Raw genomic sequence first — 23,368 nt, forward strand, 5'->3', positions numbered from 1 at the left:
TTGCCAAACGCCTCAAACGGCTCAAGGGATTGACACCCTACGAATTTGTTTGTGCGGAATGGCGGAAAAATCCTAGTAGCTTTATTCGAGAACCGACCCACCATACTCCGGGACCATACAGCTAGCCTATCTCGCTAGTACAATTAGAGGTTCGAGTCCTCTCTCTACAGCAACAGTCCCGGTCGCATTCGCGGCCGGGACTTTTTGCGTTTTGGGAAGGCGTCTACAGCGGTTTCCAAGTCCATGTACAGAGTTAAAAGTTGAGAGTTAAAAGTTAAAAATCAGACGTATTGGGTTTTAACTTTTAACTCTCAACTTTTAACTGTTTTTAAAAATGTACACTGATTCGGAAACTGCTCTAAGTCAGCTACGGGCGACGCAGCGACGATTCCCGAATTATCAGCTTGGGTTTCAGCACCACGTTGCGGGGCTGGGCCAGGCGGTCGGGATTGGGGTTCAGCATTTTCTGGAGCAGGCGCACCGCCGAGATGCCCATTGTTTCGCAGCCCTGGTCGACGGTCGTCAGCATGGGCTCGGTGAGGGTGGTGAAGGCCTCGTTGCTGAAGCCGGCCACGGCCACGTCGTGCGGCACGCGCAGGCCGTGGGCCTTGATGACCTGCATGGCCCCGGCGGCGGCCAGGTCGTTGGAGGCAAACACGGCATCGGGCGGGGCGGGCAGCTTTAGCATCTCAGTGATGGCCTGGGCCCCGCCGTATTGGTTCATCTCGCACTGCGCCACGTAGTCTTCGTTGATTTCGAGGCCGTGCGCGGTGAGCGCGTCGCGGTAGCCCTGGTGGCGGTTGCGGTGAATGTTGAGGTGGCGCAGGCCGGTGAGGTGGGCAATGCGGGTGCAGCCCTGCTCGATGAGGTGCGACACCAGCTGGTAGGCCCCCAGGTAGTCGTCGAGAATCACGGCGCTCACGTTGCTGCCCCGAAAATCCTCCATCACGCGGTCGAAAAACACCAGCGGCACGTTTTGCTGGCGGGCCAGCTCGAAGTGGCTGAAATCGGTGGTGGTGTTGGCCAGCGACACCAGAATGCCCTCGACTTGGCTGTTCATGAGCAGCTCGATGTTCTTCTTTTCCTGTTTCGAATCTTCATTCGACTGGAAAATCATCACGCTGAAGCCCGCTTTGCTAGCCTCGACGGCAATGCCATCGAGCACCTTGGGGAAAAAATGCCCGGTGATGTGCGGCACCAGCACGCCCAGGGTGTTGCTGCGGCCCCGGCGCAGGGCGGCGGCCAGCTGGTTGGGCTGGTAGTGCAGCTCGTCGGCCAGCAGGCGCACCCGCTCCTTGGTGGCCTCGCTCACGTCTTTGTGGCCGGCCAGCGCCCGCGATACCGTGGAGGGCGAAAGCTGCAGCGCCTTCGCTACATCAGAAAGGGAAGCCCGACGATTTTGCATCTGGTAAGTCGTATATCTTATAGTAAAGTAGAAAGGGAAAGCGGCCAGTCTCACCCCGTCCAACGGGTAGCAAAACGCTGGCTGGCCCCAGGGCGGCGCACTGCGCTGGCATCCTGTGGGACCAAGATACGAGCAGCGCCCTGATTTCATGGCCACGACGCGGCCGGGAGCGGCCGGGCCCGCGTCAGCCGCAGCCTACCGCATATTATCTGTTTGTTACTACCGCCAAAATTACGCAATAGGCGCAGGTTTTACCAGCCGACACGCCTTCCTCCTGCCCCTTTCGGCTCCGGAACCAGCCCGGATATACGGGCGGTGTTTTCGCCTGTTAGGCACCAGCGCGGGCTTTTTTCTGACCGGCCGGCTTTTTCTTTTTCGCCTTGGGCTTGGGCTTTGGCTTCGCTTTGGGCTTGCGGCGCGGCGGCAGGCGCGCCCGCTCGGCTTTGCGCTCGGCCCGCAACAGCAGGCGCTCGGGCAGGCGGGCAATGAGGCGCTCGCGCACGAACTGCGCCAGGCCGGAGAGCGGCACCAGCTGCGTGGTGCGCAGGAAATGGCTGATTTCGCGGCTCCGCAGCGTGCTCACGCCCGTCAGGCCCCGCGCCAGCAGGTATTGCTTCACCTCGGCCAGCAGCAGCAGCCGGGCCAGGGGCGCGCGCTCCACGGTGGCGTTGTAGCCGGCGGCCCGGTGGGCGCTCAGGCCGCTTTCCGAAGCCACCAGGATGCCCACCCATTCGGGCAGCAGCGGCAGCAGCCTGGGCAAGTGCTTCGCGGTGATGATGAAGGTGACGAAATCGTAGACCTCGCCGTAGCAGCGCAGCTGGTTGGCCACGCGCTGGAGGGTGTCGCCGTCGCCCTTCACCTCGTAGCCGTGCATGAACTGCTCGGTGATGTGCACCACGTCGGCGCGGGTGGTGCCAGTGGGCAGCTCATCGATGCGCACGCCGCCCGTGAGCAATGGGTAGAGCAGGGCACGGATGGCTGGGTCATTCATAGCTACCCCAAAAATAAGGACGTAGCGGGCAAGCGTAATTGCTAAATATCAATTATAGATATTTTATTTATATATTTAGTTTTATTAGTAGTTTAAAAGTATTCGCTTCGGACTTGATTTATTGACTGCGGCAGCCGGGGCGTTGGAGTTGGGTTGAGGCCGGTGGCATAGCCGCCATTTTGGCTTGGGTTTTCCGCTGAAAGCCAGTGCATGAATAATTCGCCTTTTCACTTATGGTTATGAAAAACAAGCTGGTTGAGCCCGTAGACTTCCATTTTACCGGCGATGTTGTTACCCACCTCGGCACGCTGGTAGATGAAACCGCGCTCGGTGTGGAAAAGGCGCTTAGCATAGCGGTGCCGCTGGTTCTTAGTGGCCTGGCCGCACGGGTGGGCCAGGACCTTACCGCCCAGGGCCTGCTCGATATAGTGCGCGAAGCCGAGCAGAAGGATGTTCTGAAACAGCTGTCCGACGGCAATATCATCGAATTAAACGCCCACGAATGGAATAGCAACCTGCTGCTCGACCTGCTGGGCAGCAACTACCGCAGCACCGTGAACCAGATTGCCGTGCAAGCCGCCATTCGGCCCACGGCGAGCAGCACCCTGCTGCAGGTAGCCATTGTGGCGGTGGTGGGCGTGCTCGGTAGGTTCGCGGCCGAAAATGAATTTGCGGCGACCGACTTTGTGTACTGGCTTCGGATTCAGAAGGGGAGTATCGGGGCGGCCATGCTGCCGCCGCCCGGGGCCGGGGCAAGCCAGGCCGCCAACCAAAGCTACCCGGGCCGCCCGCCTGGTGCTGCCACGCAGCGGGCCACCGGGCCCGCCGGGGCGTCTGTCTGGTCCGACCCCGATTATACGCCTCCCGCACCGGATGAGCCGCTGGGGCTGCGCTGGAAATGGGGCATCCTGTTGCTGCTGGCAGCATGCCTGGGGTACTTTTTCGGCCGTGGCCTGCTTGGCAGCAGTTCCCGGCCGGCCGGCCCCACGGCCCTGGGTACCAGCCGCCCTCGCCAGACCACCAGCCTGGATGCCAGCCTGCTGGCACCTGATGCCGCCCCCACCCCGGCGGAACCCCGGGCTGTGACGCCCACGCCCGTTGCTCCCGCGCCCCCCGCCACCCCAGCAGCCGGGCCCAGCGCCGACCCTGCGAAAGCCGTGCGGGCAGCCAGAACAGCAACAGCCCCGGCCGTTTCGGCAGCCGTGCGGCCGGCCCGCACGTGGCCAGCCGCCGGCGGTGATTCGCCGGGCCGCTACGACCAGGACCGGGATACGTACATCTACGACACCGGCCGGCCCATTACCCTGACGCTGGCCGATGGCACCACCCAGAAAGTGGGGGCCAACTCCACCGAAAACCGCCTGTATACCTTCCTGGCCTCGCCCGAGGTGCAGGTCGATTCGGTGAACCGGACCAAGGGCTGGATTAATTTCGACCGCATCAATTTCGAGACCGGCAAGGCCCTGCTCACACCCGAGTCGGCGCTGCAATTGGGCAACATTGCCAGCATTCTCAACACGTTTCCCCGGGCAATAGTCAAAATCGGGGGCTACACCGACAGCACCGGCGAAGCGCTGGTCAACTACCAACTCAGCGAAGACCGGGCCCGCGCGGCCATGCTCACCCTGGCCGGCATGGACGTAAGCGCCGACCGCCTGCAAGCCAAAGGGTACGGCCCCAAGTACTTCGTGCGGCCCAACAACACGCCCGCCGGCCGCGCCCTGAACCGGCGCGTCAGCATTCGGGTGGTACATAAGTAGTGCATCGGGGCTGATGCACAAGGCCGGTTAAGTAATGAGCCATTAGCTTTTAGCTAAATAGCTGTTAGCCTTGATGTTCTGCACCAGATAGTTATGACCTAAACCCTGTTTGATTGCTTATGGTCAGTTAGTTAAGACGGCGGGAACCTTGACAATTTCTTCATTTCACCGCCTCAAAGGGGTCATAACGACTTCGTTATTTTGCGCTTTGTGCTGTACCTTGCCCGTAAGCCTTATAATTCTTGCAACGCCTGGGTTCGCCGCTAAAACCAGCCGTGCCCCCGCGTAGCTTGCGCCGAAATGAGGCGGCAAATCCGTGGCCCGGTTTCTTCATCGTTTCCCCCTGCATGTCCCGAAAAAAGGCCCTCTTCCTCATCGGCTCGCCCAACCAGACCACGCAGATGCACCAGATTGCGCAGCTGCTGGCGGATGAGTTCGAGCCCTATTTCAGCCAGCTGTATTACGATGGCTGGCAACGTCCTTTCTACCGGTTTCTGCTCTGGACGAGCGGCCTGGACAAAACCATTGTCACCGGAAAAATCAAGGCGAAGGCCGATAACTACCTGGCCGGGCACGGCCTGAACAACGATTTTGAAGCCCGCGTCTTCGGCAATACCTACGACCTCATCGTGTGCTGCTCCGACGTGGTGGTGCCCTGGCCGCTGGTGCGCCGCACCAAAACCGTGTTTGTGCAGGAAGGCATGACCGACCCGCTCAACTACTGGGCGCGGTTAGTCAAGCGCCTTACCCGTTTTCCCATCCTGGCCATTGGCACGGCGCTCAACGGCATGAACAACTGCTGCGACATTTACTGCGTGGCCTCGGAGGGTTATCAAAAGCACTTCGAACAGGTGGGCGTAGAGGCCGGCAAGCTCATCGTGACGGGCATTCCCAACTTCGACCACATCGAACAGGCGCGGCACAACCCCTTTCCGCACCGGGGCTACGTGCTGGTGGCCACCTCCGACCTGCGCGAAACCTTCACGCCCGAAAACCGGCCCCGGTTTATCCGCGAATGCGCCCGCATCGCGGCCGGCCGGCCCCTGGCCTTCAAGCTGCACCCCAACGAGGAGCTGCCCCGCGCCGTGAACGAAATAAAGGAGCACGCGCCGCCCGGCACCCTGATTTTCACGGAAGGCAACACCGACCACATGATTGCCAACTGCGCGGAGCTCATCACCCAATATTCGACGGTGGTGTACGTGGGCCTGGCCCTAGGCAAGCCCGTGCATTCCTATTTCGATGTGGAGGACCTCAGGCGCAAGCTGCCCTGGCAGAACGGCGGCACCTCGGCGCGGCGCATCGCGGCCATTTGCCGGGGCTTCAGCCAGTTCGAGGGCAGTGGGTCGGCGTTTCTGCGGCAGTTCGGTGCTGAGGCCTTTGCAACCGTGGCGGCAGTAGAAGCCTCTGCGGTAGAGCGTTAGCACTCCGCGGCTTTACTGCAATAATTTATCTGCCAACCGCTTACCGGTTAGAGCCGTTTTGTAGTCTTTGTGAGGAGTTGAGCGTTGAGCGTTAAAAGTCATGCTGTCTGCTTTTTACCTTTTAACGCTCAACTTTTAACTCCTCACACTAACCTGAAAATTGCTGTAAGCAGCTACTTGTTCGGCGAATTTTAGCGTATTTCCGTTTGCTGACCGACTACGCGGTACCGACTGCTTTGCTTATGCCCGTTCCCAAGATTCTGACCGTTGTGCAGGCCCGCATGGGCTCGTCGCGCCTGCCGGGCAAGGTGCTGCTGCCGCTGGCCGGCCAGCCCCTGCTGGTGCGCATGGCCGAGCGGGTGCGGCGCGCCCACCTGGCCGGCACCGTGGTAGTAGCCACCACCACCGACCCCGCCGATGATGCCATTGCCGGGCTGTGCGCTGCCCACGGCCTGGAATGCTTCCGGGGCGATGCGCTGGATTTGCTGGACCGCCACTACCAGGCCGCCCGCCACTACGGGGCCGACGTGGTGCTGAAAATCCCGTCGGACTGCCCGCTCATCGACCCGGCCGTGATTGACGAAGTAGTGCGGTTTTACCTTGACTTCGCCGAGCGCTACGACTTCGTGAGCAACCTGCACCCCGCCACTTTTCCCGATGGCAACGATGTGGAAGTAATGCCCATTGAAGCCCTAGAAACGGCCTGGCGCGAGGCCCGGCGGCCGCTGGAGCGCGAGCACACCACGCCATTTTTCTGGGAAAACCCTGGGCGGTTCCGGCTGGGTAACGTGGAATGGGATGCGGGCCAGGATTTTTCGATGAGCCACCGCTGGACCATTGACTATCCGGAAGACTACAATTTCATAAAGGCCGTTTATGACGCGCTCTACCCGACTAACCCGACCTTTGGCCTACCCGACATTCTTGCCCTACTCGACAAACAACCCGATATCGCCCAGCTGAATGCCCGCTATGCCGGCGTGAACTGGTACCGCAACCACCTCGACGAGCTGAAAACCGTAGACCCGTCGCAAACCCGGAAAATCTAGTTGTCAGTTGTTCGTTGTCGGTTGTCAGTTTTTGACACGGCAACAGCCGAGCGCCTGACAACTACCAACGTACAACTGACAACCAACACCACCAATGACGCCCGAAAAACAACAGAAACTCGAAGCCCTGGCCCTGCGCGTGCGCGAGCACATCGTGCGCCTGAGCACCGACGGCGGCTGCTTCACCGGCGCATCGCTGAGCTGCGCCGACCTGCTGGTGTACCTCTATTCCGATTTCCTGAACGTGCGGCCGGATAACCTCACCGACCCCACCCGCGACTACCTGTTCCTGAGCAAAGGCCACGACGTGCCCGCCCTCTACGGCACATTCGTGGAGCTCGGCTTTATGTCGAAAGAGCGCCTCGACCAGCACCTGAGCACCGACGACCACATTTACTGGCACCCCAACCGCAACGTGCCGGGCGTGGAGTTCCACTCCGGCTCGCTCGGCCACCTGCCCAGCGTGGCCCTGGGCGTGGCAATGGATTGCCGAATGCGCGGCCAGGACAACAAGGTCATCGTCATCACCGGCGACGGCGAGCTGAACGAAGGCACCGTGTGGGAAAGCCTGCTGGTGGCCAGCGCCCACCAGGTCAATAACCTCACGCTGGTAGTCGACCGCAACCATTTCCAGGCCAACGTGGCCACCGAGGACCTCATTCCGCTGGAGCCGCTGGCCCCCAAATTCGAAGCATTCGGCTGCGAAGTGCGCCGCATTGACGGCCACGATTTTAAGCAGTTGGAAGCCGCATTTTCGGCCCTGCCTTTCTCGGATACCAAGCCCTCCGTCATCATCTGCGACACGGTGCGCGGGCGCGGCCTGCCCAGCATTGAGGCGCGGGCCGATAGGTGGTTCTGCAACTTCTCGGCCGATGAGGTGGCAGAGCTGCTGCGCGAGCTGCACAGCCAGGAGGCCACCACGCTCACGAGTGAAACGCTGACCGTCCGCTAATCACAGATTACCGCTGATTAACCGTGATTTCGCTGATTTCAAACCGCGCAAATCACGTCATGGTCATGGCCCTGCAAAATATTACCGCACAAAGGCATGAAAACCGGCCAATACCACAATCAGCGGAATCACGGTTAATCAGTTTAAATCAGTGATAATGAATTACGAAGAACTAATAAAAGAAACTGCCCTGGCCGATGAGCGCCTGGTGGTGATGACGGCCGAAAACCGCGCCCTCATCCGCAACCTGCCGGCCGTGCTCGGCCCGCGCTTCATTGATACCGGCATTACCGAGCAAACCCTTATCGGCGCGGCGGCCGGGCTGGCCCTGCGCGGGCGCGTGCCGGTGGTACACGCGCTGGCCACCTTCCTCACGCTGCGGGCGTTCGAGTTTATCCGCACCGACGTGGGCATCGGCCAGCTGCCGGTGAAGCTGAGCGGCTTCGTGCCCGGCTTCCTCTCCGATGGCAACGGCCCCACCCACCAGGCCATTGAGGACGTGAGCCTGATGCGCGGCATCCCCGGCATGACCGTTTTCGCGCCCGCCGATGAGCAGGACATGCTCGCCATGCTACCCGCCATCTGGGCCTCGCCCGCGCCGGCCTACGTGCGCATCAACACCCGCCCCGCCACTTACGAGCACGCCCCATTTGAGATGGGCAAGGCCGAAATCGTGGCTGAAGGCACCGATATTACCATCCTCACCTACGGTATGCTCTTCGAGCAGACGCTGGTGGCCTGTGAGCTGCTGCAAGCCCAGGGCAAGTCCGTCGGCCTCCTCAACCTGCGCAGCCTCAAGCCGATTGACGAAGCGGCCCTACTCGATGTGGTGCGGCGCGGCTCCCTCATCGTGACGGTGGAGGACCATTTCATCACCGGCGGCCTCTATTCCATCCTCGCCGAGGTGCTGCTGCGCAATCAGCTCACGGCCCGCGTGCTGCCCCTGGCCCTGGAGGAGCGGTGGTACCGCCCCGGCCGCCTGAGCGCGGTGCTGGAGTACGAAGGCTTCACCGGCCACCACATTGCGCGGCGTATCACGGAGTACCTGGGCGAATCGGGGGCGACCATTGCCGCCGGCCCGGCCGTACTGGAAAATCAGTTTGCGGAATAGAACGTGTACCCCGAAATTTCATTTCGGCCCGCGTGAGCAGTCGATGTTCACGCGGGCCGAAATGAAATTTCGGGGTACACGTTCCGCCATCATCTCTTAAAAACTCCCTCCCCATGCCCAACACCGTTTCCTTCAACTCAACCTACCCCGACATCACGAAGTCGGACGAGCTCTACGCCCGCGCCCAGAAAATCATGACGCCCGTGACCCAGACCCTCGCCAAAGGGCCCGGCCAGTATACCAAGGGCGTGAGCCCCAAGTACGTGAAGCGTGCCAAAGGCTCCCACATCTGGGACGTGGACGGCAACGAGTACCTTGATTTTCAGATGGGTATCGGCCCGATTTCGTTGGGCTACGCCTACGAGCGGGTTGATAACGCCATCAAAAAGCAGCTCGAAGACGGTATCACCTTTTCCATGATGCACGAGCTGGAAGTGGAGCTGTCGGAGTTGATTCACGAAATTATCCCTAACGCCGAGAGCATCCGCATCAGCAAGACCGGCGCGGACGTGTGCTCGGCGGCCGTGCGGGTTTCGCGCGCCTTCACCGGGCGCGATAAGGTGCTATGCTGCGGCTACCACGGCTGGCACGACTGGTACATCGGCACCACCAGCCGCGATAAGGGTATTCCGCAGGAAACCAAGGATTTGACCGCCGCCTTCGAGTATAACAACCTCGATTCACTGAAGGCGCTGCTCGATGACAACGTGGCCTGCGTGATTCTGGAGCCCTTCATTTTCGATGCGCCCAAGGACAATTTTCTGCACGAAGTGGCCCGGCTGTGCCAGGAAAACGGCACGCTGCTGATTTTCGATGAGATGTGGACTGGTTTCCGCATCGCCGTGGGCGGCGCGCAGGAGTACTTCGGCATCACACCCGATTTGGCGGTGTATTCCAAGGCCTTTGCGAATGGTATGCCCATCGCCCTGCTCACCGGCCGGCGCGACGTGATGGAGTTGTTCGAGCAGGAGGTGTTCTTCTTCACCACCTTCGGGGGTGAGGCACTGAGCATGGCCGCCGCCGTAGCCACCATCGCCGAAATGCGCGAAAAGAACGTGCCCGCCCGCCTCGCTGAGCAGGGCAAAAAGCTCAAGGATGGCTACAATGAAATCGCCGCCGAACTGGGCCTGACTGCCTACACGAAATGCTACGGCTACGACTGCCGCAGCATCGTCACCTTCGACCCCTCGGCCGGCAACGGCATGGAGCTGAAGGCCTTTATGCAGCAGGAACTGTTCAAGCGCGGCATCATGTGGGGCGGTTTCCACAACATGTGCTTCTCGCACACCGATGCCGACGTGGCCCATACCCTGGCCACCTACCGCGAGGTGCTGCCGCTGCTGCAGGAAGCTATTGAGGCCGGCGATGTAGCCGCCCGCCTGCTGGGCGAGCCGGTGGAAGCCGTGTTCCGCAAGGTGACCAATGCCGCGCCGGCGAAGTAAGAACGAGTACCGCGAAATTTCATTTCGCATCGCCGCAAAGCGGCGAATAACCGCCCGATTCGTCCACCTGATTCCCGCACCTGTCAATTATTCGCCACTTCGCGGCGATGCGAAATGAAATTTCGCGGTACTCGTTCTCGTGTCTCCGTTCTCATGAACCTCTTCGACCTCACCAATAAAACCGCCATCGTCACCGGGGCCTGCGGGCTCATTGGCCGACAGCACTGCACGGCCCTGGCCCAAGCCGGGGCCAACGTGGTAGTGGCCGACCTCAACGCCGAAGCCTGCGCGGCGGTGGCGGCCGAGCTGCCCGGCGGCCCGCATTTGCCACTGGCAGTCAATGTCATCAGCCCGGAATCGCTGGCCGCTGCCCGCGACCAGATTCTGGCCCGTTTCGGCCACATCGACGTGCTGGTGAACAATGCCGCCATCAACGACATGTTCGAGAACCCTGCGCTGGCGGCCGATTTATCCAAGTTCGAAAACTTCCCCCTGGCCACGTTTCAGCAGGTGCTGGAGGTGAACGTGACGGGCGTGTTTCTGGCGGCGCAGGTGTTCGGCACGCCCATGGCGCGGCAGGGCCACGGCTCCATCATCAACGTGGCCAGCACCTACGGCATCGTGGGGCCCGACCAAAGCATCTACCGCAACGAGGCCGGTGAGCAAACCTTTTATAAATCACCCTCCTATCCCATTACCAAGGGCGCGGTGGTGAATTTCACACGCTACCTGGCGGCCTACTGGGGCCAGGCCGGCGTGCGCGTCAACACGCTTTCGCCCGGCGGCGTAGAGAACAGCCAGGACCCGTTTTTCGTGAAACAATACAGCGCCAAAACGCCGCTGGGCCGCATGGCCACCGCCACCGACTACCAGGGAGCCGTGGTATTTCTAGCTTCGGATGCCTCGGCGTACATGACGGGTGCCAACCTCGTGGTGGACGGCGGCTGGACGGCCATCTGAACGACTATAGCGTATGCTTTAGCTTGCGCTTTCGCTAACCGGCACAAGCTAAAGCATGTGCTACAACCCTTCTCAACTTATGCAAGCTGTCGAAATTCATAAAAATCGATTCATTGGCCCTGGCCATCCGGCCTACATCATTGCCGAAATCGGCATCAACCACAATGGCTCCCTCGACCTGGCCAAGCAGCTCATCTCGGAGGCCGCCAAGGCCGGCTGCGATGCCGTGAAGTTTCAGAAGCGCACGCCCGAGCTGTGCGTGCCCAAAGACCAGTGGGAAAAGCAGCGCGATACGCCCTGGGGCCGCATGAGCTACATCGACTACAAGCGCAAAACTGAGTTTGGCCAGGCCGAATACACGGCCATCGACGACTATTGCCGGGCCTTGGGCATCGACTGGTTTGCCTCCTGCTGGGACGAGCCGTCGGTTGATTTCATGGAGCAATTCTCGCCCGTGCTCTACAAGATGGCCTCCGCCTCCCTCACCGACAAGCCCTTGCTCGACCGCGTGCGCGGCACCGGCCGCCCACTGATGCTGAGCACCGGCATGAGCACGCTCGACGAAATCACGCAGGCCGTTAAATGGGTGGGCCTCGATAAGCTGATGGTGGCCCACTCCACGTCGTCGTACCCCTGCCCGCCGCCGGAGCTGAACCTGCGCATGGTGCCGGCCCTGCAAGCCATGTTCCCCACCACGCCCATCGGCTACTCGGGCCACGAAACCGGCCTGGCCACCACCGTGGCCGCCGTGGCCCTGGGTGCCAGCTTCGTGGAGCGCCACTTCACGCTGGACCGCGCCATGTGGGGCTCCGACCACGCCGCCAGCGTGGAGCCCGGTGGCCTGGGCAAGCTCGTGCGCGACATCCGCGACGTGGAAGAAGCCCTCGGCAACGGCGTGAAAGTGGTGTATGATAGCGAGCTGGAACCCCGCCGCCGCCTGCGCCGCGAGCTGACGCCGAACAACGAGTAAAGCGTTTGGGTTGAAACATCCAGCGAACAGAAGAACGCCGCTGGCCGTAGTCTAAGCGTAGCGACGACTGCGCGCCGGCCGTAAAGCGAGTTTGTAACTCGCCACAGAACCCTAAACATCTGTGCCGCGAGTTGCAAACTCGCTTTACGATACGGCCAGCAGTCGTCGCTACGCTTAGACTGCGGCCAGCTGCAACTAGCGGCCGGCTTTTTCACTATCACTACCGCCATGCAAAAGGTCGAAATCATCACCACGGCGATTCTGCTGAGTTGGGTGGCCGTGGTTATCACCCTGGAGCGGTACTTCCCGTACCGAAAAGGGCTGCCGTTTTTTCGGGAGGGCTTCTGGACGGACCTGGTGCTCTACACCTTAGTTCAGGGCTACGCGCTGAAAATCGTCATCTTCGACTTGATTATTCTGCCGCTCGACCAGCACTATGGGTTTTCGAAGCTGCACTTTGTGACGGGCTGGCCGGTGTGGGTGCAGGTGCTGTTTTTCGTGATTACCCACGACTTCTACATCTACTGGTTTCACCGGTTTCAGCACAGCAGTCCACTGTTCTGGCGCACCCACGAGGCGCACCACTCCGGCAAGCAGGTAGACTGGCTGGCGGGCTCCCGCTCGCACGTGCTGGAAATCATCATCAACCAGACCATCGAGTTTGCGCCCATTGTGCTGCTCGGGGCCGACCCCATGGTGGTGCCCATCAAGGCCTGCATCGATGCCGTGTGGGGCATCTGGATTCATTGCAACATCAACGTCAAATCGGGCCGGCTGCAGTATTTCATCAACGGCCCCGAGATGCACCTGTGGCACCACGCCGACCACGAGGAAGTATTCTACGCCAACTTTTCGACCAAATTCGCCTTTTGGGACTGGCTATTCGGCACGGCCTACCTGCCCGACCACAAGCCCCGGAAGTGGGGCCTGCCCTACGCTTTCCCGAAGGACTATTTCGGCCAGCACGTTTTCTCCGTGGCCCGCTTCGATGAAGAAGCCCTGGCGCAGCGCTCGGGCTGGTTCCGGGCCTACCACGGCCTGCGGGGGCGCTTGCTGAAGCGCCTCACCAGCCGCGTACCGGCCCTGCGCCCGCTGCACGGCTGGCCCGTGCCCGAAACCCACACCAGCACCATTCCCGCGCAGCGGCCGGGGGGTAATTTTGGGGAAAATCCGGCCCCGTCTCATCCGCCCACCGCTGCCGTCCTGCCCCGTTGATTAATCCCTGGTTTTCCCTGTTTCTGGCCTCGTTCATGGAGGTTTGCTGGACCTACAGCCTCAAAGCACTCAATATGCAGCGCATTCGGGAAGTGGACTGGCTGCATTCCTACGCCCAGCCGGCCACGCTGCTGCCGGTGCTGCCGCTGCTGGCGTACATCGGTTTCGGGCTGGCCAACGTCATATTCCTGTCGCAGGCCATGCGGTATATTCCCACGGCCACCGCGTATTCGGCCTGGATGGCGCTGGCCGTGGTCGGCATCAAGCTCGTCGATGTGCTTTACCTTAAGCAGCCCTTTTCCTGGATGAGCGTGTTCTACACCAGCCTGATTATCGTGGGCGTGCTGGGACTGCGCCGGCTGGAGTAAACCCTGGCCAGCTCTAGTAGCTCTCCACTACTTCGTCAGAATCCTGGCTTTCAACCAGCAAGGGCCGGTTTATGGGCAGCGTAATGGTGAATTCGGTGAATTCCGACTCCTTCGACTGCACGGTGAGCTGGCCGCCGTAGCCCTTGGTCACGGTATCGTAGCTGAGCGAGAGGCCCAGGCCGGTCCCGTCGCCGGGTGGTTTGGTGGTAAAAAACGGGTCGAACACCTTTTCCAGTATGGCCGGGGCAATGCCGCTGCCGTTGTCGCGCACGTGCAGCTCCACGTTGGTGCCGTGGCGGCGGGTGCGCACGCTCAGCATCGGCTGGTAGGCCGGGCCCAGCAGGGCGGCTTTTTGGTGCAACGCATAGTAGGCATTGGTGAACAGGTTGAGCAGCACGCGGCCCACCTCCTGGGGCTCGAGGTGCAGTTGGCCCAGATTGTGGTCCAGCTCGAAGCTGTGGGCCACGGTGAAGTCGCGGTACTTGGCTTGCAGGCTGTGGTAGGCCAGGCGCAGGTAGTCGCGCACCAGGGCGTTGAGGTCGACGGACTGGCGCTGGCCGGTGTGCACGTGCGAGTGCTCCAGCATGCCCTTCACGATGGCGCTGGCGCGGGAGCCGTGCTGGTGAATCTTGCTGATATTCTGGCCCAGGTCATCGAGCAGGCTGGCCTCAAATTCCGGGTCGCGGCTGGGCTGGCTGTGCTCCTGCTTCAGCTCGGCCAGCAATTCCAGGCTCAGTTCCGAGAAGTTATTGACAAAGTTGAGCGGATTCTGAATCTCGTGGGCCACCCCGGCCATCAGCGCGGCCAGGGCCACCATTTTCTCACTTTGCACCAGCTGGCCTTGCGTCGATTTCAGCTCGGTCAGCGTCTGGTCCAGGTTATCGCGCTGCTGCACAATCAGGTCGCTTTTCAGCTTCAGCACGCGGTTGGCGCGGTGCTTCAGGTAGATATTGCGGGCCAGCAGGGCGGCCAGCAGCAGCACGCCCAGCAGCCCCGCCAGCAGGGCGTGCATCTCCTGCCGCTGCCGGTAGGCTTTCTGGGCTGCCAGCTGGCGGCCCTGCGTGAGCAAGATAATCTGGTCCTGCTTCTTTTCCAGCTCGAACCCGTAGCGCAGCGTGATGGTGCGGCGCTGGATGTCCTTGCCCGCCAGCGAATCCTGGTAAGCGGCCCACAACTGCCTGTATTCATACGCCTGGGCAAACTGCCCGCGCGCAGCGTAGGCCCGGGCCAGTATGTCGCTGCCATTGCGCAGGTTTTCGTTGTTGTGCAAGGCCTGGCTCAGCCCAAAGCCGTGTTGGGCCAGCATAATGGCACTGTCGAGCTGTTGAGTATTGAGGTAGGCCCGCGCCAGGGCCAGCTCGGCGGGTGGCAGATTGTAAGGGTCGTGGTTGGCTTTGGCCGATGCCCGCGCCCGCAAGCCATAGGCCAGCGCCTGGGCGTGGTTGTTCTGCTGCCCATACAGGTCCGAGAGGTTAATTTCGTCGATGGTGGCGCTTTGCAGGTCGCCCAGCCTACGGTTGAGCTGCACTGAGCGCAGGAAATAGTTTTGCGCCTGCGGCCAGTTCTTTAGCTGCTGATACGCGTGGCCCAGCAGGTTGAGGGCCGAGGCCACCATGTGTACATCGCCCAGTGCCTCGGCGTTTTTGAGGGTGGCCCGCAGCACGGGCAATGCCTCAGCATAGTTGCCCATCTGTATATACACAGCCCCCAGTGCCACCTGGAGGCGGGTTTGGGTTAGCTTATCGCCGGCCTGCTCAGCATATCGCAGGCCCTGCATGGCCGCCCGCAAGGCCCCGGTCAGGTTGCTTTGTTCCGACTCGATTAAGCTCAGCTGCAGGTAGGTGACGCCCATACCCGCACGGTCGCCGCGCCGGGCAGCCAGGGCCTGGGCTTGCTTGGTGTAGCGCCGGGCCTGCCGGTAGCTGGCCTGCCGCCGGTAGAGGGTGGCCAGGCGCATGAGGATGGGCCCTTCGCTCTTCTCATCATGCAGGCGGCGGCACAGCTTCAGCGCAGCTTCCTGCGCCACAATAGCGTTTGGTGTGTCCTTGAGCAACAGCTCGGCGCTCAGCGCCTGCAGCCGACGCATGCGGAGCGTATCGGCGCTCAGCTCCGTGCCCAGCAAGGCCCGCAGGCTGTCGGCGGTGCGCGACTGGGCCCACACGCCGGGGCCGGGTAGCAGCAGCACCCCAACCGTTACGCACAAGGTAAGCCAGCATTTCATAGGCAAAAGGGCACGAAAACTGATGGCCAGGCCAGAATTCGAAGTCTCGAAATCGGACGTAAAAGGGCCGCTTACCTTAGCGGCGCGATGATGTTTTCGAGCGTTGTCGCAACGCCTTTAGCACGGGCCCGACTGCCAGGCCGACTGCCAGCGCCGCCAGGGGTACCAGGTATTTGGCTGAATCCGACCGGCGTGAATGTTCCACAAACGGCAACGGCGGGTTGATTATGACGCCGATGCGCTGGCCGCCGCTTTTCCGAACCACCGTTCGCTGAGCTGACTCCCGACCGTTGTGGTAGTCCGGGTCTTGCACCAGGTCCTCGACAACGGTTCCGTTCAACGATTCTATTGCAGCCAGGTAATCAGCCTCCTTCACTTCATAAAATTCAACAACTTCTTCCTTATACTGAGGATTATACACAACCAGCCGCTCCCTCCGCTTGCCCAAATTTCCCCAAAATGGATACTCAATAAAAGAATAATAGTTTGGCTCTTGTACGCTCGTTCTTCTAAGAAATTTATCATAGTAGGCGGCCATATTCTCACATCTGGCTACATCGTTGTAGCGCATCGCGGTAGAAGCCAGGCGGCCAAGTGATAGTTTTGGTGAGTTAGCGGCAGCCATTGCGTTTGGGTTGAAAGTTGAAATTGGGCTGGCAGGCTGGTTAGCAAAGCGTTGAAGCCCGCTCCTGCCATCTTCTCGCACTACTGCAACGGCACGGGCGGGTTGATAATCAGCCCAAACAGATTACCGCTCGGGTCCTGCATCAGGCAGCACTCCGTTTCGGGTTGGTCGGGCCGGGAATGGATGGCTTCCAGGGTCTTGCACCCGTTGTCTTCCAGGACTTTACAGGCCGCCTGAATGCCTTGGTCGGAGTTGTCCAGCACGGCCCAGTAGATGACCGTGCAGCTGCTGTTAGCAGCCGCTTCCACCAGGCGCAGTTCCTGCACGTCGCCCAGCCGCATCGAAACGGGCGGCGTACTCGAATTGGGCTTGCCAACGCCTTCTATAAAGTCCGAATAAATCTTCAGCGAATTGGCAACCTTGTCTTTACTGGTGAACCGAAGCTCAAGGCTGGCCGCTCGGGTAACCAACGCCGCAAATAGTCGCGAAACCTCCGTCTGGTTTTTCATAGTTAAGTTGAATACGCTGACGAGTGATGGCCGCTACACCGCAAGCGCGTTCGAAAAACGCGCTAGTGGCCAAGCCCCGGGATATTCCAGAGAATAAAAGTGCAAATTTTTTATCAATAAACAAAATTAAAATATAAAAATATCTTGTATTTACTATTTTACGGCAAAAAAGCTGCATCAATCCTATGTAGCGCTACTCTACTTCCAACGTGTAGGCACGGGTGACTTTTGGCGCGTCATATACGCTGCCCAGGGGCAGCAACGGTCAGGAGCAGGGCAGCTCCGAAAAGGGGTAACGAGTGGCGCACACGCAAACGAAAATGGGAGATATAAGTGGAAAATTAACTGGACTCAGCCTGGGTTTGTAATTCACTATTTATTTGATAAACAGTCATTTTTACTGAATTTCTTCACAAAAAAAGCTCTCCCGCGCCAACAGCAGCCCAGCGCCACATTACGTTTCTGTGCCCCACTTGCACCAACCATTTTCTTCGCATATCTTGCCCATGTGAAAACCAGCTGCTGGCCAAGCTGAGAAAACACCAGAGACTTAAAAAAGCCCGGCCCTGGCGCTGGGCTTTTTAGCCTGCGGGCCTGAAAAGCCCAGCCGGCGTACCGACCAACCTGCTGTTTCAACAAAAAACCCCTCAGCGATAACGCTAAGGGGTTTTCGTGGGCCCAACTGGAATCGAAACACCTGAACTACTCACTACCCAATCTGCCCTAAAAACCCCTTTAGCGGGGTTTATAGGGGGGTTCAGGGTTCGGGTAGGAACGGCTAAAACCGGGGCAAACCAGAAATTTTGTCCCGCAACGTGTCCCGCAAGAATTGTAGGTGCTATATTCGCCTACACACTTTTCCGGGCTAGGAAATGCTACGAACCAAATACTATTTGACCCGCGCCGATGGCGACGGGCCTACGGCGCTATACGCCGCCTGTTTCCTGGAGGGGAAACGGAAAAAAATCTACTTGCCGATAACGGTAGTGCCCAGCCAGTGGGACGCGACGAAACAGAAGTTTCGGCGTAGCCGTGACAACTGGAGCGAGGACAATGACCTGCTAGAGTTTCTGGCTAAAGAGCTGGATAAGGCAGCTGCTAAACTAGCCGCGAAGGGCACCCCCGCTACTCCCGACGATTTGCGGGCCCTGGTGGGCAAGCTAACCGGGGCCACCGCGCCGCCGCCCGCGCCTGAGGGGCTGCTGGTTCAGCTCGCGGCCTGGATTGAGGAATGCCGCCGCGACAAAACGCCCAGCACTATCAAAAGCTACCGTACCCTGGTGGGCCACCTCACGGCCTACGCCCAGCTGCGCCGCCTACGCCTGGAGTATGCGAACGTAGATGTGTCGTTCGTGGAAGGCTTCAAAACCTACCTGCTGAAAACGGTGGGCATTGCCAACACCTCAATAAACAACAACGTCAAATACCTAAAGGCATTCCTGAACGCCACATTTGAGGAAGGAAAACATGAGTTCGCCCACTTCAAACGGTTTCGTCGGCTGGACTCTGTGCCGCCTGAGGTAGTGTACCTGACTGCTGCTGAAAAACACCGGCTGTTTATTCTGAATCTGGAGCCGCTGCCCTACCTGGAGCATACGCGGGACGTGTTTCTATTCGAGTGCGAAACGGGCTTGCGATTTTCCGACGTGTACGCCCTACGCCCTGAGCAAGTAGCCGAGGGGTACCTGCTACTCACCACCCAAAAAACGGCTGACCTGTTGCGGGTGCCGCTATCGCCGTTGGCGCAAAGCATACTCACCCGCTATGCCGGCCACCGCGAGGGCCGGGCCCTACCGGTGAAAAGCAACCAGAAAACCAATCAGGACTTGAAAATCATTGCCCGGCTGGCCCGGCTCGACACACCCACCACCACCACCCAGCACCGAGGCAGCGAACGGGTAGCCACCACCCGCCCGAAGCACGAACTAATCTGCACCCACACCGCCCGCCGCACCTTCGTAACGCTCGCGCTGGAGGGTGGAATGCGGCCCGAAACCGTGATGCGGATAACCGGCCACAAGGATTATAAGACGCTGCACCGCTATCTGAAAATCACGGATGCCGTGGTGCAGGATGAGTTCGCTCAGTATGTTCAACGTCAAAATCCCCCGTTGATGCGGGTAGCTAGTTAGTTTACATGCGTTCGGAACATATATCAGGACGGCAAAAGCTGGCTGAAAGAGTTTATCAACTACTAGTTAAAGCCTTTGACACGAGCAATTTCACTCAATGGTACTTTGATGAAAAAGTATTTACTGAGGATATTGAAAAAGATATATCACATAGATTATATGATTATTTTGATTCAATTAATAACAAAAAGGATTTCAAGGACAGAGAGCCCAACGAGGATAATGACTCAAATTGCTCTTACTTCTATGATTCTATTCCCCCATACTCTTCTGGTTTCGCCTCTTACTTAGGGTATATGCTCGGTATTTTGAAGCCTGTTGAAGTTGGTGCAGTATTAGATGAGAAATTTCCAAATCCTGATGTTCTAGACTGCGATTATTTAGATGACATTCTTGCTGAAATTCAGAATACGATTGCAGAGGGACACGGATATGACCCTGGACAAAATGGTGGTATAGAATATGGATTTCCAGCGGAGCGAATTACCAGCCCGAACCTCGATAGCGCATATCGTTGGCAGGTTAGAAATCGTACCCGATTGCTCAGGATACAGAGTTACCCTGTTACTCCTACGGTTCCCACGTCGCAGCCGGTTCAAGCTAATGCTAGTCCTGTGCTTTTGCAGTGGTTGGGCCAGGTTGCTGACCTCGCAGAGTTATTACACAGGCTTGAAAAAGGAGGCATTATCGACCTTAAAAGGTATTTTGAGAACGGAGGAAAAGGTATTGACCTATGCCGTGGGATTACCAATGTGTTTGCCTTTCGTGAGGAAAAAGTAGTTGACAACCTGAACGGCTATCTAAGCCATCTGAAAAAGTCTGTAGGCCCTGGCGAAATTGATGAGGGCGTAATGATAAAAATTGGCCGCAAACGAGGCGGCAAGATGGATAATATGATGCCGGGCGAAACTTCCTAGACATTCCTAGAACTTCCTAGAAGCACCTGTAAACTTCCTAGAAATTGGTCTAGGAAGTATAGGAAGTATTTGTCTTTGATACCCTTACCTACCCGACCAAACTTTGCAGCACACCAACTAAAAATGTGCTGTATGATACCCAATTTAATGATACTGGCCGATAGTCCGGCCACGTTCCGCGAGCTGCTGAGCGAAACTCTACGCGAGCTGCTGCCTACTATGGCTGGCCGGCCCGCCCCCGCCGTGGGCCCTGACGGGCCGGCCGGCAAGTTGCTCACTATGCAGGAAGCCTGTGAGGCATTCGGCATAAGCAAAACCACGTTGGGAGATTGGAAAAAACGCGGGCTTGTGCCGTTCGTGCGGCTAGGCCGGCGCGTGTACTTTGAACGCGAGCGAGTGCTGGAGGCGGGACGCGCCCACCAGCGTTACCAACACCGCAAGGGCTAAACCGGGCTAGGAAGCTATGCAACACACCCGCCGCCCCGCCCGCCTGACCGCCGCGCCCCGCGCCGCCCGCCACGCCTACGCCCCTAGTTCCCGTGCCCACCGCCTGGAGCCGTTGCCCGGCTCGACCCCGCCGCGCCGGCCCCGCCGCCCAGCCGGGGCTCCTACCCCCGGCCGCCGCCCAGCCGTGCTACTGTATCGAATGGCCACTAGTAGCTACCTGGCCAGCCTGAACGGTACTACGCTGGAGTTTGAGCTATTCAGCCAGCCGCGCCCGCTACCTTCCGACCTCACGGCTTTTGAGGTGCTGTATATGTGCCGGCCTCAGGCCCGCTACACCGATAAGCACCAGTGCGAGGTAATGCTGCAAAGCCCCCGCAAGGAGTTTCTGACGGGGCTGCGAAACGTGGAGCTGCCTCAGCAAGTGGGCGCGGCCGGGGTAACGGTGCTGGCCGTGGGCGACTACAAAGCCGACCGCCGTAACCGCGAGCTAGTGGGCCGTACCCTGGTTGTTGCCTACGCCAAACCGGGCACCTATGACACCCGCCCCGGCTGGCTGCTGCTAGTGGTGGGAGAACGCCCCTACGCCCCGAAGCACCGCAACGCTAACGCCAGCGCCGCCGTGGGCCTGATGCGCGAGGTACTACGCGATTTACCCGGCTGGCTCGCGCCGCTGCTGGCCGGTGAACCCAGCATGAGCGAAGGCGCGGAATAGGCCGCGAGCGGGCCGGGTTCGGGCTGCCGACAAGGGCAGCTAGGCCCGGCCCCCTTGCCCGGTGCCTCTACCCTTGCTGGCCAATAGCAGGCGAATAGCAGGCTAGTAGCAGACGAATAACAGACGGGGCGGGCCCATGAGCCCACCGCGCACCGGTTGCTCGCACCCACCTCAGAAAAACCGCCGCAAGCCATTTAACACCTGGAGGCACTGCCCCCCGAAACGAAAAAGGCCGGCCCCCACCTGAGCGGGAGCCGGCCGGTAGCGGGCTGTTTCGGGCTAGGAAGCTGCAACCACTACTGTAACCCAAAGATACACCCAGCCCGGCCGCTGCCTGCTATCGGCCCGGCTTACTCTTTCGCCCGTGTATGACTTTTTGCAATTCCGGTTCGACTTGCCGCCCGGCCCCGGTGCCGAGTACCGGCTGATTGATGCCCCGGCCCTGGCTGCTGCCGAATATGCCACGACTACCGGTGGGCTAGGTGGCCCCCGCGTGAAGGCCAGCTACCGGGGCCTACGCCTCGACTACTGGCCAGCCCAACGCCGGGGCCGGGTACGCGGCTCGCTGCATTCGTTCGCCTACGGGCACAACGCCGGCCCCTTCCCGGCCGCTGCCGTGGCCCTGGCTTGCCGCGAGCTGGCCGCCGCCGTGGGCGTAGCCCCTGAGCTGCTGCTGGTGCAACGGCTGGAGGCCGGCTTGAACCTGACACTACCCACCGCGCCGCGCCCGATACTGGAGGGGCTAACGCAACACAAAAACAGGCCGTTCGTGGCCGTAGTGCCGCCCGCCCGTGCGCCGCGCCCGCTGGAGTACGTGGTGTTTCATACGGACTACCGATTGAAAGCCTACGATAAGGGCACCTACGCCCGCCTGAGCAACGCCACCGGCCCGCCGTGGGCCCCGCTACCGGGGCTGCTGTTACCGGTAGGGCTGTCCGGAAATATGGACACCCTTTGCCCGTGGCCCGGTACCGATGCTGCATTCCGCGACCAGTACGCGCCCGTGCGCGAGGGGCTGCTGCTGGATTCCCGAACCGTACAAAACCGTACATTCTACGGAATTGAGTTGCCGGCCCACCTGCTACGGCTGGAGGCCGTGTACTTGCGGGCGCGGGCTCTACTGTTGCCGGGGCTGCCGGCCCCGCTCACCCTTGCCGACCTACCCGCGCCGGGCACCCTGGCTATCTTTGCCCAGCACCTACGCCGCCTGTGGCTGGAGGTGCAGCACCGCGCCGTTATGGAGTTCCCGCCCAACCTCACCCCCTATGAGGCTGCCCTGCTGGTGGCCGGGCCCTTGCCTGGATATTGGGAGGCAGTAAGGGCCACCGCCGCGCCGGCCACTTATAAACGGGCGCGGGCCAAGTTTAATAAGCTACGCGCCGCCCAAACCCAACACGCCGGCCCCCACCCGCTAACGCCACTGCTGGAGGCTGAGCTACTGCCGTGGCTATGATTTATCAATACGTTTCTGCTAGTTTCTGGCACTCAAGAAGACGCCTACGAATACGATAATTAGTGCTAAAATCACTAAAGCATGTGAAATTGACCAGTCGCCACCTGCCTCCTGTCCCTCTGTTTGAAGCACATGATTAATATATATTGGCTCTTTTTCAAGTATAGAGCCATCAATTCTGGCAGAGGCGCTGATTCCTGGTGAAATGAACGACTCTAATGCCCTTTGAACATCTTTAGAAGTCCGCAATCCCGACTCATACTCAGTTTCAGTTACCAACAATGCATATTCATTCGTGCTGTCAACCTTCAGAGCTAACACCTTTTCATTAAAGAATCCATGCTTGAAAAGGTAACTTTCATCTCCTTTATCTACCAATAAAGATTGATTACCTAGGTACTCCCATTTGGCTTTATGAACTCTTCCACCTTGCGTAATTAATAAATCACCATTAGGACGAAAAATGTAGCCCACTTTGATGCTAGTCTCGTCATCAATTACAACCCAATGCTGTCGGGTTAGCAATGCTACATTATCTAGCTTGTCGCTGTACTGTTGAAGCTTTGGTATTAGGTTGAGTAAGTAACCCAAGTTGCGGACTATATGCCGGCTTGGTCGAGGGCGTGCACAAAGATGAAGAGGACGATTTTGAGGAAGAAACCTTGGGCCGTAACGGCATGAATTTGCTTGGGAAAGCGGGCCGTG

The 23,368-nt window shown here is 59.5% G+C and carries 21 protein-coding genes and 2 pseudogenes; 16 read left to right on the forward strand and 7 right to left on the reverse strand.

Going from position 1 to position 23,368, the window contains the following annotated elements; all coding sequences use genetic code 11:
- Nucleotides 1-125 (forward strand): annotated as a pseudogene (locus tag ABD819_RS20595) (IS481 family transposase); the annotation flags it as partial.
- Nucleotides 126-367: 242 nt separating this feature from the next.
- Here the strand turns inward: ABD819_RS20595 and ABD819_RS20600 are convergent.
- Both ABD819_RS20600 and ABD819_RS20605 read right to left on the reverse strand, forming a co-directional pair.
- Nucleotides 368-1,405 carry a LacI family DNA-binding transcriptional regulator gene (locus tag ABD819_RS20600; protein ID WP_345127433.1) on the reverse strand — a complete coding sequence of 346 codons (1,038 nt, stop codon included), beginning with the start codon at nucleotides 1,403-1,405 and terminating at the stop codon, nucleotides 368-370.
- A 328-nt stretch (nucleotides 1,406-1,733) separates the two neighbouring features.
- Nucleotides 1,734-2,396: a sce7726 family protein gene (locus tag ABD819_RS20605; RefSeq protein ID WP_345127435.1), complete on the reverse strand. Its 663-nt coding sequence runs from the start codon at nucleotides 2,394-2,396 to the stop codon at nucleotides 1,734-1,736.
- Nucleotides 2,397-2,635: 239 nt separating this feature from the next.
- Here ABD819_RS20605 and ABD819_RS20610 point away from each other — a divergent pair, with 239 nt between their 5' ends.
- The 10 genes from ABD819_RS20610 (at nucleotide 2,636) to ABD819_RS20655 (ending at nucleotide 13,647) form a co-directional block, all read left to right on the forward strand.
- Entirely contained in the window at nucleotides 2,636-4,156 is a 1,521-nt protein-coding gene (locus ABD819_RS20610; RefSeq protein ID WP_345127437.1) for an OmpA family protein, read from the forward strand.
- 347 nt (nucleotides 4,157-4,503) lie between these two features.
- Nucleotides 4,504-5,580 carry a hypothetical protein gene (locus tag ABD819_RS20615; RefSeq protein WP_345127440.1) on the forward strand — a complete coding sequence of 359 codons (1,077 nt, stop codon included), beginning with the start codon at nucleotides 4,504-4,506 and terminating at the stop codon, nucleotides 5,578-5,580.
- A gap of 242 nt (nucleotides 5,581-5,822) precedes the next feature.
- Entirely contained in the window at nucleotides 5,823-6,629 is an 807-nt protein-coding gene (locus tag ABD819_RS20620) for a cytidylyltransferase domain-containing protein (protein ID WP_345127442.1), read from the forward strand.
- A 94-nt stretch (nucleotides 6,630-6,723) separates the two neighbouring features.
- Entirely contained in the window at nucleotides 6,724-7,581 is an 858-nt protein-coding gene (locus ABD819_RS20625) for a transketolase (RefSeq protein WP_345127443.1), read from the forward strand.
- A gap of 157 nt (nucleotides 7,582-7,738) precedes the next feature.
- Complete coding sequence (locus tag ABD819_RS20630) at nucleotides 7,739-8,692, forward strand: transketolase family protein (RefSeq protein WP_345127445.1); 954 nt, start codon at nucleotides 7,739-7,741, stop codon at nucleotides 8,690-8,692.
- A gap of 113 nt (nucleotides 8,693-8,805) precedes the next feature.
- On the forward strand, nucleotides 8,806-10,134 hold the full coding sequence (locus tag ABD819_RS20635) for an aminotransferase class III-fold pyridoxal phosphate-dependent enzyme (protein WP_345127446.1): 1,329 nt from the start codon (nucleotides 8,806-8,808) through the stop codon (nucleotides 10,132-10,134).
- 153 nt (nucleotides 10,135-10,287) lie between these two features.
- Nucleotides 10,288-11,094, forward strand: a complete 807-nt coding sequence (locus tag ABD819_RS20640; protein WP_345127449.1) for an SDR family oxidoreductase — start codon at nucleotides 10,288-10,290, stop codon at nucleotides 11,092-11,094.
- Between the two features lie 79 nt (nucleotides 11,095-11,173).
- Nucleotides 11,174-12,064 (forward strand): N-acetylneuraminate synthase family protein, encoded by an 891-nt coding sequence (locus ABD819_RS20645; RefSeq protein ID WP_345127451.1) that lies wholly within the window; start codon nucleotides 11,174-11,176, stop codon nucleotides 12,062-12,064.
- 228 nt (nucleotides 12,065-12,292) lie between these two features.
- Entirely contained in the window at nucleotides 12,293-13,279 is a 987-nt protein-coding gene (locus ABD819_RS20650) for a sterol desaturase family protein (protein ID WP_345127452.1), read from the forward strand.
- A complete protein-coding gene (locus ABD819_RS20655; protein WP_345127453.1) occupies nucleotides 13,276-13,647 on the forward strand; it encodes a DMT family transporter in 372 nt (123 codons plus the stop codon). The genes ABD819_RS20650 and ABD819_RS20655 overlap by 4 nt, the downstream gene beginning before the upstream one ends.
- 13 nt (nucleotides 13,648-13,660) lie before the next feature.
- On the opposite strand, the gene ABD819_RS20660 is transcribed toward ABD819_RS20655, so the two are convergent.
- From ABD819_RS20660 to ABD819_RS20670, 3 genes are all read right to left on the reverse strand, one after another.
- Complete coding sequence (locus ABD819_RS20660; RefSeq protein ID WP_345127455.1) at nucleotides 13,661-15,868, reverse strand: tetratricopeptide repeat protein; 2,208 nt, start codon at nucleotides 15,866-15,868, stop codon at nucleotides 13,661-13,663.
- A 76-nt stretch (nucleotides 15,869-15,944) separates the two neighbouring features.
- On the reverse strand, nucleotides 15,945-16,493 hold the full coding sequence (locus ABD819_RS20665) for a hypothetical protein (RefSeq protein ID WP_345127458.1): 549 nt from the start codon (nucleotides 16,491-16,493) through the stop codon (nucleotides 15,945-15,947).
- An 80-nt stretch (nucleotides 16,494-16,573) separates the two neighbouring features.
- Nucleotides 16,574-17,002: a VOC family protein gene (locus ABD819_RS20670; protein ID WP_345127460.1), complete on the reverse strand. Its 429-nt coding sequence runs from the start codon at nucleotides 17,000-17,002 to the stop codon at nucleotides 16,574-16,576.
- Between the two features lie 872 nt (nucleotides 17,003-17,874).
- Between ABD819_RS20670 and ABD819_RS20675 the strand changes: the two genes are divergently transcribed.
- From ABD819_RS20675 to ABD819_RS20695, 5 genes are all read left to right on the forward strand, one after another.
- Nucleotides 17,875-19,134: a site-specific integrase gene (locus tag ABD819_RS20675; protein WP_345127462.1), complete on the forward strand. Its 1,260-nt coding sequence runs from the start codon at nucleotides 17,875-17,877 to the stop codon at nucleotides 19,132-19,134.
- A 5-nt stretch (nucleotides 19,135-19,139) separates the two neighbouring features.
- Nucleotides 19,140-20,051, forward strand: coding sequence for a hypothetical protein (locus tag ABD819_RS20680; RefSeq protein ID WP_345127465.1), 912 nt, complete (start codon nucleotides 19,140-19,142; stop codon nucleotides 20,049-20,051).
- A 132-nt stretch (nucleotides 20,052-20,183) separates the two neighbouring features.
- Nucleotides 20,184-20,498, forward strand: a complete 315-nt coding sequence (locus ABD819_RS20685) for a helix-turn-helix domain-containing protein (protein ID WP_345127468.1) — start codon at nucleotides 20,184-20,186, stop codon at nucleotides 20,496-20,498.
- Nucleotides 20,499-20,514: 16 nt separating this feature from the next.
- Nucleotides 20,515-21,210, forward strand: coding sequence for a hypothetical protein (locus ABD819_RS20690; protein WP_345127470.1), 696 nt, complete (start codon nucleotides 20,515-20,517; stop codon nucleotides 21,208-21,210).
- A 364-nt stretch (nucleotides 21,211-21,574) separates the two neighbouring features.
- Nucleotides 21,575-22,663, forward strand: a complete 1,089-nt coding sequence (locus ABD819_RS20695) for a hypothetical protein (RefSeq protein ID WP_345127472.1) — start codon at nucleotides 21,575-21,577, stop codon at nucleotides 22,661-22,663.
- 18 nt (nucleotides 22,664-22,681) lie between these two features.
- Here ABD819_RS20695 and ABD819_RS20700 read toward each other — a convergent pair whose 3' ends face one another.
- Complete coding sequence (locus ABD819_RS20700; RefSeq protein ID WP_345127475.1) at nucleotides 22,682-23,254, reverse strand: hypothetical protein; 573 nt, start codon at nucleotides 23,252-23,254, stop codon at nucleotides 22,682-22,684.
- Nucleotides 23,255-23,262: 8 nt separating this feature from the next.
- Nucleotides 23,263-23,368 (reverse strand): annotated as a pseudogene (locus tag ABD819_RS21600) (IS982 family transposase); the annotation flags it as partial.

The organism is Hymenobacter antarcticus, assembly GCF_039539545.1.
GTDB classification, from domain to species: domain Bacteria; phylum Bacteroidota; class Bacteroidia; order Cytophagales; family Hymenobacteraceae; genus Hymenobacter; species Hymenobacter antarcticus.

What these genes read in the sequence shown, in the direction of transcription:
- ABD819_RS20600 (WP_345127433.1), bottom strand. Translation starts at nt 1,405, where the DNA reads ATGCAAAATCGTCGGGCTTCCCTTTCTGATGTAGCGAAGGCGCTGCAG.
- ABD819_RS20605 (WP_345127435.1), bottom strand. Translation starts at nt 2,396, where the DNA reads ATGAATGACCCAGCCATCCGTGCCCTGCTCTACCCATTGCTCACGGGC.
- ABD819_RS20610 (WP_345127437.1), top strand. Translation starts at nt 2,636, where the DNA reads ATGAAAAACAAGCTGGTTGAGCCCGTAGACTTCCATTTTACCGGCGAT.
- ABD819_RS20615 (WP_345127440.1), top strand. Translation starts at nt 4,504, where the DNA reads ATGTCCCGAAAAAAGGCCCTCTTCCTCATCGGCTCGCCCAACCAGACC.
- ABD819_RS20620 (WP_345127442.1), top strand. Translation starts at nt 5,823, where the DNA reads ATGCCCGTTCCCAAGATTCTGACCGTTGTGCAGGCCCGCATGGGCTCG.
- ABD819_RS20625 (WP_345127443.1), top strand. Translation starts at nt 6,724, where the DNA reads ATGACGCCCGAAAAACAACAGAAACTCGAAGCCCTGGCCCTGCGCGTG.
- ABD819_RS20630 (WP_345127445.1), top strand. Translation starts at nt 7,739, where the DNA reads ATGAATTACGAAGAACTAATAAAAGAAACTGCCCTGGCCGATGAGCGC.
- ABD819_RS20635 (WP_345127446.1), top strand. Translation starts at nt 8,806, where the DNA reads ATGCCCAACACCGTTTCCTTCAACTCAACCTACCCCGACATCACGAAG.
- ABD819_RS20640 (WP_345127449.1), top strand. Translation starts at nt 10,288, where the DNA reads ATGAACCTCTTCGACCTCACCAATAAAACCGCCATCGTCACCGGGGCC.
- ABD819_RS20645 (WP_345127451.1), top strand. Translation starts at nt 11,174, where the DNA reads ATGCAAGCTGTCGAAATTCATAAAAATCGATTCATTGGCCCTGGCCAT.
- ABD819_RS20650 (WP_345127452.1), top strand. Translation starts at nt 12,293, where the DNA reads ATGCAAAAGGTCGAAATCATCACCACGGCGATTCTGCTGAGTTGGGTG.
- ABD819_RS20660 (WP_345127455.1), bottom strand. Translation starts at nt 15,868, where the DNA reads ATGAAATGCTGGCTTACCTTGTGCGTAACGGTTGGGGTGCTGCTGCTA.
- ABD819_RS20665 (WP_345127458.1), bottom strand. Translation starts at nt 16,493, where the DNA reads ATGGCTGCCGCTAACTCACCAAAACTATCACTTGGCCGCCTGGCTTCT.
- ABD819_RS20670 (WP_345127460.1), bottom strand. Translation starts at nt 17,002, where the DNA reads ATGAAAAACCAGACGGAGGTTTCGCGACTATTTGCGGCGTTGGTTACC.
- ABD819_RS20675 (WP_345127462.1), top strand. Translation starts at nt 17,875, where the DNA reads ATGCTACGAACCAAATACTATTTGACCCGCGCCGATGGCGACGGGCCT.
- ABD819_RS20680 (WP_345127465.1), top strand. Translation starts at nt 19,140, where the DNA reads ATGCGTTCGGAACATATATCAGGACGGCAAAAGCTGGCTGAAAGAGTT.
- ABD819_RS20685 (WP_345127468.1), top strand. Translation starts at nt 20,184, where the DNA reads ATGATACCCAATTTAATGATACTGGCCGATAGTCCGGCCACGTTCCGC.
- ABD819_RS20690 (WP_345127470.1), top strand. Translation starts at nt 20,515, where the DNA reads ATGCAACACACCCGCCGCCCCGCCCGCCTGACCGCCGCGCCCCGCGCC.